The sequence below is a fragment of the Caulobacter sp. AP07 genome, from assembly GCF_000281955.1.
Taxonomy (GTDB): domain Bacteria; phylum Pseudomonadota; class Alphaproteobacteria; order Caulobacterales; family Caulobacteraceae; genus Caulobacter.
Genome location: NZ_AKKF01000066.1, coordinates 1 through 14,999, shown reverse-complemented (window position 1 = coordinate 14,999; position 14,999 = coordinate 1). Strand labels below are relative to the sequence as shown.

Below are 14,999 nucleotides of genomic sequence, written 5' to 3'. Positions count from 1 at the left end.
CGCGGCGCCCAGCCGCAGCGGGTCCTTCTGCAGTTCCGGGCTCTCCAGGCCCTGGTTGTAGGCCCAGGTCACCTGCTTGAGCTCGAAGGCCCCGCCCTGGCGGATGCCGCCCTGGAAGGCGTTGGAGAAGCCGCCGCAGTCGAGATAGAGCGCCTTCAGGCCCGGCGGGTTCAGGCAGCCCAGGGCCGCCTGGGTGTGGGCGGCGTAGGAGGCGCCGATCATGCCGATCTTGCCGTCGCTCCACGGCTGGGCGACGATCCAGGCGCAGACGTCGTAGCCGTCGGCCCCCTCGCGCAGATATTTGACGAACTCGCCGCCCGAGCCGTGGCGGCCCCGGCAGTCCTGGAAGATCACCACATAGCCGTGCCGCACGAAGACGGCGGCCAGTTCGGCCCGGGTCTTGGGCGTGCGGTTGGTGGCGGTGATGTCGCGGAAGCTGGCCGCGTCGCGGCCGTAGGGCGTGCGTTCCATGATCACCGGGAAGCGCCCCGCGACGACCTTGCCGTCCCGGGCCGGCCGATAGATGTCGGTGGCCAGCCGCACGCCGTCGCGCGTCGACACCCCGACGTCGCTTTCGAGGACCACGTCGTAGAGGTCGTCGCCGGCCAGGGCCCGCGTCGAGGCCAACAGGCCCAGGGCGGCGGCCATCCGGCCCAGGGTTCTGCGGCTGTAGAGGCGGTCAGCGGTCACGAGGCGGCTCCTTGCGACCGGCCCGCCATCAGGCGGACCGGTCCTGTTCAGAACTAGAACTTGGCCGAGACGCGGCCGTAGAGGTAACGACCCCGGACATCATAGGTATAGATGTCGAAGTTGATCGGGTTGTTGGCGGCCGAGGGCGGCGGCATCTTGTCGAACACGTTGTCGATGCCCAGGCCCAGGCTGACCTGGGTGTCGGGCACGGTGTAGCCGACCTGCAGGTCGTTGTAGAAGATCGCCTTGGTCGTGCCGCCGTTGACGGCGTTGTTGGCGATGTCGTCGCTCTTGCCGATGTAGCGAACCTTCCAGCCGCCGTCGAAATCGCCCTTCGAATAGCGCAGGCCGGCCTGGCCCTTCCAGTGCGGGAAGGTCGAGCGCGGCTGGTCCGACTTGCCGGCTCGGTCGTCGACCACGGTCGTGCCGTCCGGCTGCGGGATGAAGGTGCGGAACTTGTCGAGATAGGAAACGTCGATCGAGGCCTCGAACCGGCCCAGGTCGTTGGTGACCACATAGCGCGCCGTGGCGTCGACGCCCGAGACCTCGATGCGGCTCAGATTGACCACCGCCTGGGTCAGGCGCGAGATCTCGCCGGTCGACTGCCGTTCCACCAGGTTGCAGAACGCCCCGGTGTTGGCGCAGGTGTTGAGCACCTGGGTCGCGGTCTGCGACGCGATGGCGTTGGCGACCTTGATCTCGAACCAGTCGACGGTCAGCGAGAAGCCGGGCAACTGCGACGGGGTCAGGGCGACGCCGACGCTGTAGGTGTCGGCGGTTTCCGGCTTGAGGTCGGCGTTGCCCGAGGTCAGGCCGGCGATCAGGCCGCCGTTGAACTGGGCCTGGTTGTAGGAGACCGGAACGCCGGCGCAGCCGGTCTTGCCCGCCCCGCCGCCGTTGCACGGGTCGACGCCGACGAAGTTCTGGCCGCGCGGGCTCTGATAGAGCTCCAGGATCGAGGGCGCGCGGAAGCCCTGCGAGAAGGTGCCGCGCAGCAGCACGTCCTCGACGGGACGATAGGCCACGCCGATCTTGGTGGTCGCCTTGCCCCCGAACGACGAATATTTCGAGTAGCGCACCGCGCCGTCGACCTCGAGGCGATAGACGCCCGGCAGGTCCTTCAGCACCGGCACGCTGACTTCGCCATAGACCTCGTGCAGGTCGTAGGAGCCGCGGGTCGGGTCGGCGGGCGTGCCGCCGGTGGGGGTCTGGGGCGAGCCGCTGATCAGGGGCAACACGGTGGAGACCGACGAGGAGAAGGCGTCGGGCACGGAATAGGCCGACTCCTTGCGGTATTCGTAGCCGGCCGCGAAGCCCAGCGGGCCGGCCGGCAGGGTGAACAGGTCGCGCGAGATGTTGGCCGAGAAATCGTCCTGGGTGGCCCCGTTCCGGTCGGTGCCGTCATAGCGGATGTAGTTGGCCATTTCCGGGGTGATCTGGCCGAAGATGTTCAGCGGCACGCAGCCGGCCGCCGCCGCGCAGGTGGCGGGCGAGGCCAGGGCGTTCTTGACGTGCTCGTAGTTGATTCCGGCCGTGCTGAGGAACGAGGCCTTGTTCTTGGAGTGCGAATAGTAGGCGTCCCAGCGCCATTCGCCGGCCAGTTCGAAATGGCCGTCCAGGCCGGCGGCGAACCGCGAGGTCTCCACCGTCTGGTAGCTGGCCAGCAGGCCGACGTCGGGCGCGTAGCGCTGGATCCGGAAGCTGCTGCCCGAGAACGCCAGGGCGTTGGCCAGCGGCACGCCGTTGGCCGTGCCGAACGGGTTGTAGGCCTGGTTGTTGGCGATCGAGATGCCGTTGGACCCGCGGATGTCCAGCAGAACCGGGCGGAACACCTGGCTGGACCGGCGGCGATTGTAGAGCCCTTCGACCTTCAGGGTGACGTTGTCGGTCAGGTCGTAGGTCAGGCGGCCGAAGAACCCGGCCCGTTCGCTGGGACCGCTGGCGTAGAGGCCCTGGGTGATCGGGTTGTAGTCGTCGGCCGGCAGGCTGGCGACGCGGAAGGCGTTGTCGGCCAGCGAGCCCGCGCCGATCGACGTCACGCCCGGGATCGGGGTGATCACCCCGGCCGTGGTGGCGAAGCTCGCGCCCGTGCCGAAATAGGCGTTGTTGGCCAGGCCCGGCAGGGCGAACAGGCCGGTGGGGCTGGGCGGCGGCGCGGTCAGGGGCGTGAAGGCCCGCACCGTGAGCGACCGGTCGGCGGTCAGGATCGGCTTGGTCTTGCTGTAGCTGCCCGACAGCAGCACCGAACCCCGGTCGAAGCTTTTGCCCCAGTTGAGGTAGCCGCTGTAGTTCTCGTTGTCGCCACGGTCGGTCGCGCCGATCCGGGCGTTGAGCTCGAAGCCCTCGACCTTGGTCTTGGTGTGGATGTTGACCACGCCGGCGATGGCGTCGGCGCCGTAGATGGCCGAGGCGCCGTCCTTCAGCACCTCGATATTGTCGACGATGCCCAGGGGCACGGTGTTCAGGTCGACGAAGTCGCGGAAGCTGCGGCCGCCGGCGGCGTTGACCCAGCGGTGACCGTCGACCAGCACCAGGGTGCGGTTGCCGCTGCCCTCGGCGCTGCCCAGGTAGCGCAGGTTGATGGCGCTGACGCCGTAGGAGGTGCCTTGCGAGCCGTTGGAGTTGAGGCTGACGCCGACGCTGGGCAGCTTCTGCAGGATGTCGCCGACCGAGGTCGGGGCCGCCTGGGCGATGTCCTGGCTGGTCAGGGTCAGCAGCGGCCCGACGGCGCTGGCGTCCTTGCGGATCCGCGAGCCGGTGACGATGACGGCCTCGACCAGTTCGCTGTCGGAGACGGCTTCCGGACCGGCCGGCGCGGTGGCCTGGGCATGGGCCAGGCCCGGAACGCCGGACAGCAGCGCGACCGCCGATACGGTCGCGAATATCCCCGATACAGTTTTCATCGAACTCTCCCCTCGTTCAGCGCGCGTGCGCGATATCTGCTCGCCGTCGTTTTTCTGACGGCCGCCGCCCCCGGGTGGTTCACCCACCGTTCTTCGGCATTGCACGGAGCTTAGGAGCCGATACCTGTCGTAATACTGTCGCGCCCCGAAAAAGGGGCGAGGTTTTGGTCGGCGGCGTTTTGCCGTGCAGAACGTCACCACGGCGCGCGAAGTCGCGTAGATATATCAATTAATTCAGCAGCTTGACTAAACCCATCCGACCGCGCGCATCCCGCGAGACTGGTCAACGCGCGGGGTCTGGCCGGTGGCGTCGCCGATCTTGTCGCGGCCGTGACCTAGAAGACCCACAAATGCTCGCGCGGCACATGGAGAGCATAGGCGGCCGGCGCCAGCGGACGTTGTGTCTCGGCCCGAACCCGTGCTCCGCCCGGCGCGCGGAAGACATGTTCCCAGCGACCGCCGAGATAGAGCGAGGTCTCGAGCGCGGCCTGGATATGGTTGTCGCCCTGGCCTTCGCCGACCCCGACCTGCTCCACCCGCACCAGGCCCGTGCCGGCGTCCGAGCGACCGTCGGTCTTGTCCACGCCCCACAGCCGCTGGTCGCCGACGGCGATCTGGACCAGGCCTTCGCCGCGCGCGACGATCTTGCCTTCGACCCGGTTGTTGACCCCCATGAAGTCGGCCACGAACAGGCTTTCGGGCTGGCTGTAGAGCGCCTCGGGCGCGCCCTGCTGGACGATGCGGCCCTGGTCCAGCAGCATGATGCGGTCGGCGATCGCCATCGCCTCGACCTGGTCGTGGGTGACGAACACCGCCGTCAGCTTGCGGGTCTTGATCACCTCGCGGATGAACAGGCGGGCCTCCTCGCGCAGCTTGGCGTCGAGGTTGGACAGCGGCTCGTCCAGCAGGATCAGCGGCGGGCTGTAGACCAGGGCGCGGGCCAGGGCGACGCGCTGCTGCTGGCCGCCGCTCAATTCGCTGGGATAGCGGGCGGCATAGGCCTCCAGGCCGACCCCGGCCAGGACCTCGCTGACGGCCTGGTCGATCTCGGCGGCCGGCCGCTTCCGCAGCTTCAGCGGATAGGCGACGTTGGCCGCCACCGTCTTGTGCGGCCACAGGGCGTAGGACTGGAACACCAGGCCCAGTTCACGGGCTTCCGGCGGCAGGTTGACCTTCGCCTCGGAGTCGAACAGCACGCGGTCGGCCACGGTGATGCGTCCGGAGACCGGGGTCTCCAGCCCGGCGATGGCCCGCAGCAAGGTCGACTTGCCCGATCCCGAACGCCCGAGCAGCGCCACGATCTCGCCGTCGCCGAACCGCGCGCTGACCCCCTTGAGGACGTCGTTCTTGCCGTAGCGCACATGAATGTCTTGGGCGACGAGCTCAGCCATTCCGGGCCTTCCGTTGAAACAAAGCGATCAGGAACAGGCCGCCCAACACCATCGCGATATTGATGGTGGAGAGGGCGACGACGATGTCGACGGCGCCGGTCGCCCATTGCGAAACCAGCAGGGAGCCGATCACCTCGGTCCCGGGGCTGAGCAGATAGACGCCCGTCGAATACTCACGCAGGAAGGTGACGAAGATCAGCAGCCAGGCGCCGACCAGCCCGGCCTTCACCAGCGGCAGGGTGATGTCGAAACTGACCCGGGCCGGCCCGCCGCCGGTCACCCGTCCGGCCTCCTCCAGTTCGGGCCCGATCTGCAGCAGGCTGGCCGAGACCAGGCGCATGCCATAGGCCATCCACACCAGGGTATAGGCCGCCCACAGGCTCAGCAGGGTGGCGCGGAACGGCTGCAGCGGCGGGAAGAACAGGAACACCCAGAACACCGCCAGGCCGGCGATGATGCCCGGCATGGCCCGGGGCAGCAGCACCACATAGTCCAGCAGGGTCGCCCAGCCCGAGCGCCAGCGGTGCGCCGCCAGGCTGATCAGGGCGTAGAGGCAGACCGCCGCCGCCCCGCCCACCGAGGCGATCAGCAGGGTGTTGACCACCCCACGCACCAGGCTGGGATAGGCCGCCACCTGCCGGAAGTTGTCCAGGGTCAGCATGGCCAGCGGATTGACCCCCTCGCCCCACGACGACACGAAGGCGCGCAGCACCAGGGCCAGGACCGGGCAGATCACCGTGAACAGCAGCCAGGCGCAGATGAAGGCCACGGCCGGCCAGCGCCAGGCGCCGATCGAGATCGGCTTGGGATTGGTGGCCTTGCCCTTGACGCTGACATAGCGGTCGGCGGCCGCCAGCAGCTTGCGCTGCAGGAAGACCAGCGGCAGGGCGATGGCGACGATCACCAGCACCACCACCGCCATCAGCTGGTAGGACGGCACGCCCAGGATGTTGGTCAGCTTGTAGAGATAGGTCGCCAGCACCAGCCGGCCCTGCGGGTCGGCCAGCACCAGCGGCAGGCCGAACAGCTCGAACCCCAGGAAGAACACCAGGACGCTGGCATAGAGCAGGCTGGGCCGGATCATCGGCAGGCTGATGGTCAGCGCCACCCGCAGCGGCCCGGCCCCGGTCGACCGCGCCGCCTCCTCGACGTCCGAGCCCAGGTTCCGCAGGGCCGAGGACGCGTAGAGATAGACGTGCGGTACATGGGTCAGGCCGGCGATCAGGATCAGCGACGGCATCGAATAGAGGTTCCAGGGCACCACCCCGAACAGGTCGCGCGCCCACAGGCTGACCACCCCCACCGGCCCGAAGGCGACCACGAAGCCGAAGGCCAGCACCAGGGACGAAATGAACATCGGGGCCAGGATCAGCGGCTCGATCCAGCGCCGGCCCGGCAGGTCGGTGCGGGTCAGCAGGAAGGCCAGCATGGCGCCGACCGGCGTGGCGATCAGCGTCATCCCCGCCGCCACCAGGCTGGAATTGGCCAGGGCCGACCAGAAGTCGCCGTCGGAGAACACGAACAGGAAGGCGCGGCCGCTGAGCGTCACGCCCCGCGCGAAGAACGGCCCGGTCAGCAGGCTTTGCCAGACCACCAGCAGCAGGGGCGCCAGGACGGCGAGGGTCGTGCCGACGACGACGCCGATGCGCAGCTTACGATCCATGGGAACTGTTTCTCGTCTGTCAGCGGCCGTGGATGGCGTCGCGCCAGTCCATGAGCAGGCGAAGCCGGCGCATCTCGTCGAGATTGGCCAGCAGGGCGGGCCCGACCTCGATCGGCCGGGCCGCGTCGACGGCCGGTCGCTGCACGCCGCCGCCGTTCAGGTCGGTGCGCACCGGCTGCAGGCTGCGCTTGGCCAGCAGTTCCTGGCCCTGGCGCGACAGCAGGAAGTCGAGGAACAGCTTGGCGGCGTTGGGATGGCGCGCGTCGGCGGCCACGAAGGCGATCCGCGACATCACCAGCGTGTAGTCGGACGGGAAGATCACCCCCAGCGACGGGTCCTTGTGCTGGCGCTCCAGGGCGTAGGACCCGATCATGTTGTAGGCGATCAGGTGCTCGCCCGAGGCCACCCGCTCCATCAGGGCGCCGGTCGAGGTGTAGAGCTTGGGCGAGGCAGCGCCGATCGCCCGGTACAGGTCCATGCTCTCGGCCGAGGCCAGGCGATCCTGCGAATAGTAGAGGAAACCCACCCCCGACCGCTCGGGGTCGTACGTGCCGATCTTGGCCTCGAAGGCCTGGGGATCGGCCTCCAGCATGCGCCGCAGTTCGGCATGGCTGTGGGGCGCCCGGTCGGGGCTGAGCAGGCGCTTGTTGTAGGCGATGACGATCGGCTCGGCGGTGACGCCGTAGCCCTGGTCCTTCCACACCGCCCAGTCGGGAATGGCCCCCTTCTCGGCCGACACGTAGCTCTGGGCGTAGCCGTCGTTGATCAGCTTGATCTGCAGGTCCATCGCCGAGCTCCAGACCAGGTCCGCCGTGCCCTGGTGGGCGGCGGTCTCGGCGATGAAGCGGCTGTAGAGCTCGGTCGAGTTCTGGTCGGCGTAGTCGATGGCGATGCCGGGGTAGCGAACCTTGAAGGCGTCGAGGACGGCGGCGACTTCGGAAGCGTCGGTGTTGGCGTAGATGCTCAGCGTCCCTTCCGCCCTGGCCGCGCGGACCAGGTCGTCGCCCTTGTGCGCGGCGTGGTCCACCGACGTCGCGGCGGGCGCGCAGGCGGCGAGGCCGAGCGACAGGGTCAGGCAAAGACTGGAGAAAAACCGAAGCATCCCGAACCGACCTTTCGTCGCTCCCTTGTCGTTATTGTTGAGACAACGTTAGATGAGGCTCCCTGTCACGGTCCTGTCGTGGAGTTTCCGATGCGCATTCTTGTCGTCGAGGATGACAAGGCGCTGGGCCGTGGTGTCGTGGCGTTCCTGAAGTCCGAAGGGTTCACCGTCGATTGGGTGCAGACCGGTGAGTCGGCGCTCGACGAATCGTCCGAGCCCTATGCGGTGATCGTCCTGGACGTCGGCCTGCCCGACGTCAGCGGCTTCGAGGTGCTGGCCCAGCTGCGCCGGGCGGGCAACCGCACGCCGCTGCTGCTGCTGACCGCCCGTGACGCCCTGAAGGACCGGATCACCGGCCTGGACCTGGGCGCCGACGACTACATGCTCAAGCCGTTCGAGCCGGAGGAGCTGGCCGCCCGCCTGCGCGCCCTGGGCCGCCGCCGGGGCGGAGACCCCTCCCCATCCGTCACCGTCGGCAACCTGGTGGTCGAGCGCAACAGCGCCCGGGCCCGCGTGCTGGACCGCGACCTGGCCCTGCGGCGGCGCGAGCACACCCTGCTGCTGATCCTCGCCTCGAACGTCGGCAAGGTGGTGCCGCGCACCCGGCTGACCGGCGAGATCTTCGGCCACGACGACGAGATCGGCCCCAACGCCCTGGACCTCTATGTCGGCCGCGTGCGTCGCAAGCTGGAACCGGATGGCCCCAGGATCCTGACCCTGCGCGGCCAAGGCTATGTCCTCGAAACGGCTTGATGCGTCTTCGCTCGCTCACCGCGCGGCTGCTGCTGGCGCTGGTCGTGCCGCTGATCGTCTCGGCGCTCATCGTCGGGGTCGGCGGCGCCTGGGTGACGCAGCGGGTGGTGGACTACAGCTCCGACCGCCTGCTGGCCGGCTCGGTCCGGGCGATCGCCGAGAGCATCACGGTCGAGAACGACAAGGTCTGGGTCGACCTGCCGCCCTGGTCGCTGGGGCTGCTCGACAGCCCCCAGCGCGACAGCGTCTACTACAATGTCCGCCAGGGCGGCCGCGTGCTGACCGGCTATCGCGACCTTCCGGACTTCGACCGCGCCGCCATCGCCTCCCGCAAGCCGACCTTCAGGACCGTCCGCTACAAGGGCGTGATGGTGCGGCAGGCGGCCGAGGCCCGTCACGTGCCCGGCGTGGCCGCGCCGGTGATCGTCTCCGTCGCCCAGACCCTGGATTCCCGGCTCGCGGCCCGTAACACCCTGCTGGCCAGCCTGGGCCTGGTCGAGGCGGTGCTGGTGGCCCTGGTCGCCCTGCTGATCTGGCCGGCGGCGCGCTGGGGCCTGCGGCCGCTCGACGCCCTGCGTCGAGAGCTGGCCCAGAGGTCGGTGTCGACGGATCTCGATTTCACGCCGCTGCGGCTCGACCACGTGCCGGGCGAACTGACGCCGGTGGTCGGGGCGTTCAACGGTCTCCTCGCCCAGCTGGACCAGGCCGTCGAAGGCATGCGCCGGTTCACGGCCGACGCGTCGCATCAGATCCGCACGCCCCTGGCGGTGATGAAGGTCCACCTCGGCGTCATGGGCCGCCGTCGCGACCGCAGCCAGGAAGACCAGGACTCGCTGGCCGACGTGCTGGACGGCGTCAACCGGCTGCAACGCCTGCTGGAACAGCTGCTGGCCCTGGCCCGCGCCGACGTCGCGGACCAGTCGGCCCTGGAGCACGCCGACCTGGCCCTGACCGTCCGGCGGGACCTGGCGCGGCTTCAGGCCGACCTCGATCGCAAGAGCGTCAGCTACCGTGGCCCCGAGCAGGACGTCTGGGTGGCCATGTCGGCGACCTTGATCGAACAGATCCTGGAGAACCTGGTCGACAACGCCGTCCGCTACGGCGGCGAGCGGATCGTGGTCACGGTGAGCGCCGAGGCCGATTTGGCCGTGGTCGAAGTCGCCGACGACGGCCCCGCCGTTCCGCCCGAGGCCGCCGAGCGCCTGTTCGAACGCTTCCATCGCGCGCCCGACGCCGAGGCGCCCGGCAGCGGACTGGGCCTGTCGATCGTCAGGGCCCTGGCGGAACGCAGTGGCGGCGCGGCGGTGATCGTCGTCCCGCCCGCGTCCAAGGGCTTCACGGTCCGGGTCACCCTGCCTCGCGCGGAATAGGCGCGCGCGTCCGACCGCCCAAGGGTTGCAGTGCACAAAAATGCGCGCAACTCTACGTTCAAGGCCTTGTCTGAATGGGGTTTGCGCGGAGCTGGCGCCGATAGAGAAGCTTGGCTGAGGCGACAGAAAAACTCGGTTTTCAATCCCTACTGAAAAGATAGGTGTTGCGCCGCCACGAATTGAAATCGGCGTCTCGCCCTTTGGCTCAAGACCATGCGGCGCCGTCATAGGGGATAGTTCAGTGATCAAGCGCCTTCTCATCGGAACCGCGGCCGGCGCCATCGGCGCGGCCCTCGCGGCCGGGGCCTACGCCCAGGCGACCGACAACAGCGAACTGGAGCAGGTGATCGTCACCGCCCAGCGTCGCGAACAGTCGGCCCAGGACGTCGGCGTGGCGCTGTCGGTGCTGTCGGGCGAGCAGCTCTCGGCCCGCGGCGTGACCAACGTCAACCAGCTGCAGTACCAGACCCCCAGCCTGGAGGTCGTTCCGGCCTTCGGCGGCGGCCAGCCGCAGTTCCGCCTGCGCGGCGTCGGCTTCGACGACTACGCCACCAACAACACCCCGACCGTCGGCGTCTATGTCGACGAGGTCGCCTATCCGGTGCCGGCCGCCACCCAGGGCGTGCTCTACGACATCGACCGGGTGGAAGTGCTGCGCGGCCCGCAAGGCACGCTGTACGGCCGCAACACGACCGGCGGCGCGATCAACTTCATCACCAACCGCCCCACCGACCATCTGTCGGCCGGGATCACCGCCGAGTACGGCCGGTTCGACAGCGCCAAGGTCGAGGGTTTCGTCTCCGGCCCGATCAGCGACACCCTGAAGGGCCGCCTGTCGGCCGTGACCGAACAGGGCGGCGCCTGGCAGAAGAACCGCGTCACCGGCCAGAAGCTCGGCGACGCCGACCGCTCGGCCGTCCGTGGCCAGCTGGACTGGACCGCGAGCGACAAGGTCGACGTTCTGCTCAGCGCCCACTACGGCCGCGACAAGTCCGACGGTCAGGGCCTCTACCTGCTCAACGTTCCCGGCCAGGCCGGCGACACCCGGTACAACGCCACCGGCTGGGGCGTCTCCTCGACCTTCGCCGCCCTGGCGGGCGTGTCGCCCGGCGCCAAGCCGCAGCGCGACAACGAATCCGGCGGCGCCTCGATCACCGCCAATGTCGACCTGGGCTTCGCCAAGCTGACCAGCATCAGTTCGTACGAAAAGCTCAAGCGCCGCGAACTGAACGACTGGGACGCCAAGCCGACCTCGGAATCCGACACGTTCTGGGGCAGCGACGTCGATGTCTATTCGCAGGAGGTGCGCCTGGCCTCCAAGGACGCGGGACCGCTGAACTGGGTGGCCGGCGCCTATTACAGCCGCCAGACGCTGGACGAGACGTTCCTGACCGACTTCAGCCAGAGCCTGGGCTTCATCACCAACACCTCCTACCGCCAGAAGGTCGAGTCGATCAGCGGCTTTGGCCAGGCCGAATACAGCCTCACCCCGCGCCTGAAGGCGATCCTGGGCCTGCGCTACGAGCACGAAGAGCGCGACCTGGAGAACTTCGCCACCAAGATCGGCGGCGCGCCGCTGTTCAACAACGGCGACCGCCACACCTCGCTCAACGAACTGTCGGGCAAGGCCGGGGTCGAGTTCCAGGCCGACGACAACGTCCTGCTCTACGCCAATGTCAGCCGCGGCGTGAAGTCGGGCGGCTTCACCGTCTACAACTCACCCCAGTCCGACCAGATCAACGCCTTCAAGCCCGAGGTCCTCTGGGCCTACGAGGCCGGCTTCAAGGGCGACCTGGCCCGCAACCTGCGCCTGAACGGCTCGGTCTTCTACTACGACTACCGCAACCAGCAGGTGCTGGGCGTGGTCATCAATCCCACCAACGGCGCCATCGGCCGGATCACCAACGCGCCGAAGTCCGAGATCTACGGCGGCGAACTGGAGCTGCAGTGGACCCCGTTCCACGGCCTGCAGATCACCCAGACGGCCAGCTACAAGAAGGGCTCGTACAAGACCTTCGACGACGTCGACGCCAGCTCGGTGGTCAAGAACCCGGTCACCGGTCTCTGGACGGGCCAGACCATCGACAAGTCGGGCGTGGCGCTGGACTTCCCGCGCATCAGCTATGGCGGGACGGTCAGCTACACCTGGGCGGTCGGTAACTTCGACGTCCAGGCCGCCACCGACTACGCCTATCGCGACAAGGCGCCGTCGTTCCTGGGCACGGAATTCACCGTGGCGTCCTACTGGCTGGCCAACGCCAACCTGACGATCCAGCCCAAGGACGGGCCGTGGAGCCTGGGCCTGTGGGGCCGCAACATCTTCAACGAGAAGTACGACGTGACCCGCAACTACTTCCTGACCTCGGCCAAGGTCGGGGCGGCCGGCCGTCCCGCGACCTATGGCGTGCGGGCCAGCTACGCGTTCTAGTCCCCGTCCTCATGCCGGATCTCCCCCCTGGGCGGTCCGGCATGACACTGTTCAAGTTCAAGTCGTCCTTTCGGAACGTTCGCGATGATCAAGACCCTGTTGCTGATCCTGGGCGGCCTGGTGGCCGTGGTGGTTCTGGCCGGCTTCGTCGGCTGGCTGCTGTTGCGCGGACCCGACATTCCCTACGAGACGCTTGAGGCCAAGTACGCCACCCCCGCCTCGCACTATGCCGACCTGCCGGGCGGCGTTCACCTGCACTACAAGGACGAGGGCAAGGCCGACGGGCCGGTGCTGGTGCTGGTCCACGGCTTCGGCGACTCGCACTTCTCGTGGGAAGGCTGGGTCGCCCGGCTCGGCGACCGCTACCGGATCATCACCGTCGACCTGCCGGGCCACGGCCTGACCCGCGCCCCGGCCGGCTATGTCGCCACCGCCGACGGCTTCGCCGACCTGATCGACGCCCTGGCCGCCAGGCTGGCCCTGCCGAAATTCGCCATCGCCGGCAACTCGATGGGCGGCGGCGTCGCCTGGCAGACGGCCGTGCGCTATCCCGACCGCCTGGACGCCCTGGTCCTGGCCGACGCCGCCGGCTGGCCGGCCGAGACGCTGAAGAAGCCGCCGCTGCCCTTCAAGCTGCTGAAATATTCCTGGGGCCGGGCCTTCCTGCGCTCGATCGACAACAAGCCGCTGATCCGCACCGGTCTGCGCGGCGAGGTCGGCGATCCGGCCGTGATCACCGACGCCTTCATCGACCGCTGGGCCGAACTTCAGCGCGCGCCGGGCCACCGCGCCATCCTGATGTCGATCCTGCCGGGCAAGCACAGCCAGGCGACCAAGGCGGTCCTGTCGACGATCAAGGTCCCGACCCTGGTGCTGTGGGGCGAGACCGATCCGCTGATCGAGGTGGCCAGCGCCCACAAGTTCGCCGAGGCCATCCCCGGCGCGACGCTGATCATCTATCCCAAGGTCGGCCACCTGCCGCAGGTCGAGATCCCGCAACGCTCGGCCGACGACGTGGCGGCGTTCCTGACGGCCCATCCTGGCAAGTGAAGCCAAACGGCGCGCCATCGCTGGCGCGTCCGGTTCGGCTGGTTAGAGTATCCCCATGCGCGTCGATCTTCTGGGCAATCCCGTCTCCGTCACGACCGACGCCTCGCTGGCGGCGGTGAGCGACTTCGTCGACGGCTTCCTGGCCTACGAGACCCGGGCGGCGAACGTGCTGGCGGCGGCCGAGGCCGATCCGGAGAGCGCCCTGCTCAACGCCTATGCCGGCGTGCTGTGGCTGCTGCTGGAGTCGCCCGAAGGCCCGGGCCGCGCCGCGCCCTATCTCGCCCGGGCCCGGGCGGCGCGGGCCGGCGCCCATCCGCGCGAACAGGCCATCGTCGACTTCGCGACCGCCTGGGCCGAGGACAACATTCCCCGGGCGCTGGAGATCGCCGACCAGATCCTGGCCGCCTGGCCGCGCGACCTGCTGATCCTCAAGCTGCGCCAGTACCACGACTTCAATCGCGGCGACTTCCCCGCCATGCTGCGCGCCGCCGCCTCGGTGGCGCGGGCCAATACCGACGTCGCCTACTGGCACGGCATGCTGGCCTTCGCCTACGAGCAGTGCCACCTGCTGGACGAGGCCGAGGCCTCCGCCCGGCGAGCGCTGGACCTGAAGCGCAAGGAGCCGTGGGCGCAGCACGCCCTGGCCCACGTGATGCTCACCCAAGGCCGCATCGACGAGGGCGCGGCCTTCCTCGAGGGCGTGCGCGACACCTGGACGGGCCTGAACTCGTTCATGGACACCCATCTGTGGTGGCACCTGGCCCTGTTCTATCTGAGCCAAGGCCGGTTCGATGAGGCCCTGGACGCCTATGACCGGCACTGCTGGACGCAGGAGAAGGACTATTCCCAGGACCAGGTCGGCGCGGTGTCGCTGCTGGCCCGACTGGAGCTGGCCGGCGTCGACGTGGGTAACCGCTGGGACGATGTCGCCGAGCACCTGGCCCGGCGTGGCGAGGACGTGGTCCAGCCGTTCCTGACCCTGCAATATCTCTACGGGCTGGCTCGGGCAGGTCGAGCCGAGGCCGATCCCCTGCTGGAGGCCGTGCGTCGCGTGGCGACCACCGCCCCGGACTTCACGCGGGAAGCCTGGCGCGACGCCGCCCTGCCCGCCGCCGAGGGCCTGGTCGCCTATGCCCGGGGCGACTTCGAGGCCGCCGTGCGCGGCCTGCGCGCCGCCCTGCCCCGGATGATCGAGGTCGGCGGCAGCCACGCCCAGCGCGACTTCTTCGAGCAGGTCACCCTGGACGCGACGATCCGCTCCGGCCGGTTGTCCGAGGCCCAGCAGGCGCTGGAGCTGCGGCGCGGCTTCGATCCCGATGGCGTGCCGGTCAACCGGGCGCTGGCCGAGGTCTATGACCGCCTGGGCCTGCCGGACGAGGCGGCCAAGGCCCGCGCCCGCGTGACACAGCGCCTGGCGGCCCTGGCGTGAGACTTCCAAGGTTCGTCAGCGCGCTCCTCGCCGCCGCAGCCCTGCTCCTGGCGGGCGCGGCCAGCCCGGCCCTGGCCAAGGACAGCCTGACCCTGGCCCTGCAGCTGGAACCGCCCAACCTCGACCCGACCTCGGGCGCGGCGGTCGCCACCGACGAGGTGGTCTACGCCAACATCTTCGAAGGCCTGGTCCGGCTGGACGCGGCGGGCGCGGTCAAGCC

At 69.0% G+C, this 14,999-nt stretch carries 11 protein-coding genes; 6 read left to right on the top strand and 5 right to left on the bottom strand.

The genetic code is table 11. The annotated features are described in order from the left end of the window. The 5 genes from PMI01_RS04870 to PMI01_RS04850 all read right to left on the bottom strand — a co-directional run. Window positions 1–690, bottom strand: a 690-nt coding sequence (locus PMI01_RS04870) for a CocE/NonD family hydrolase (RefSeq protein ID WP_007663955.1), incomplete at its 3' end; no start/stop codon positions are given. Window positions 691–743: 53 nt separating this feature from the next. Continuing rightward, window positions 744–3,593 carry a TonB-dependent receptor gene (locus PMI01_RS04865; RefSeq protein ID WP_007663954.1) on the bottom strand — a complete coding sequence of 950 codons (2,850 nt, stop codon included), beginning with the start codon at window positions 3,591–3,593 and terminating at the stop codon, window positions 744–746. A gap of 335 nt (window positions 3,594–3,928) precedes the next feature. Continuing rightward, window positions 3,929–4,984 carry an ABC transporter ATP-binding protein gene (locus tag PMI01_RS04860; protein ID WP_007663953.1) on the bottom strand — a complete coding sequence of 352 codons (1,056 nt, stop codon included), beginning with the start codon at window positions 4,982–4,984 and terminating at the stop codon, window positions 3,929–3,931. Continuing rightward, complete coding sequence (locus PMI01_RS04855; protein WP_007663952.1) at window positions 4,977–6,647, bottom strand: ABC transporter permease; 1,671 nt, start codon at window positions 6,645–6,647, stop codon at window positions 4,977–4,979. The genes PMI01_RS04860 and PMI01_RS04855 overlap by 8 nt, the downstream gene beginning before the upstream one ends. A 19-nt stretch (window positions 6,648–6,666) precedes the next feature. After that, the gene (locus PMI01_RS04850; RefSeq protein WP_007663949.1) at window positions 6,667–7,749 is read right to left on the bottom strand and encodes an ABC transporter substrate-binding protein; all 1,083 of its coding nucleotides are present in this window, start codon (window positions 7,747–7,749) and stop codon (window positions 6,667–6,669) included. 90 nt (window positions 7,750–7,839) lie between these two features. Here PMI01_RS04850 and PMI01_RS04845 point away from each other — a divergent pair, with 90 nt between their 5' ends. The 6 genes from PMI01_RS04845 to PMI01_RS04820 form a co-directional block, all read left to right on the top strand. Next, a complete protein-coding gene (locus tag PMI01_RS04845; RefSeq protein WP_007663948.1) occupies window positions 7,840–8,502 on the top strand; it encodes a response regulator transcription factor in 663 nt (220 codons plus the stop codon). After that, window positions 8,502–9,872: a sensor histidine kinase gene (locus PMI01_RS04840; protein WP_007663947.1), complete on the top strand. Its 1,371-nt coding sequence runs from the start codon at window positions 8,502–8,504 to the stop codon at window positions 9,870–9,872. Before PMI01_RS04845 ends, PMI01_RS04840 begins: the two co-directional genes overlap by 1 nt. 241 nt (window positions 9,873–10,113) lie before the next feature. Further along, a complete protein-coding gene (locus PMI01_RS04835; protein ID WP_007663946.1) occupies window positions 10,114–12,300 on the top strand; it encodes a TonB-dependent receptor in 2,187 nt (728 codons plus the stop codon). An 84-nt stretch (window positions 12,301–12,384) separates the two neighbouring features. Continuing rightward, window positions 12,385–13,350: an alpha/beta fold hydrolase gene (locus PMI01_RS04830; protein WP_007663942.1), complete on the top strand. Its 966-nt coding sequence runs from the start codon at window positions 12,385–12,387 to the stop codon at window positions 13,348–13,350. Between the two features lie 55 nt (window positions 13,351–13,405). Further along, a complete protein-coding gene (locus tag PMI01_RS04825) occupies window positions 13,406–14,779 on the top strand; it encodes a tetratricopeptide repeat protein (protein WP_007663939.1) in 1,374 nt (457 codons plus the stop codon). Further along, a partial coding sequence (locus PMI01_RS04820) for a hypothetical protein (protein WP_007663938.1) occupies window positions 14,776–14,999 on the top strand: 224 nt, incomplete at its 3' end. The genes PMI01_RS04825 and PMI01_RS04820, both read left to right, overlap by 4 nt.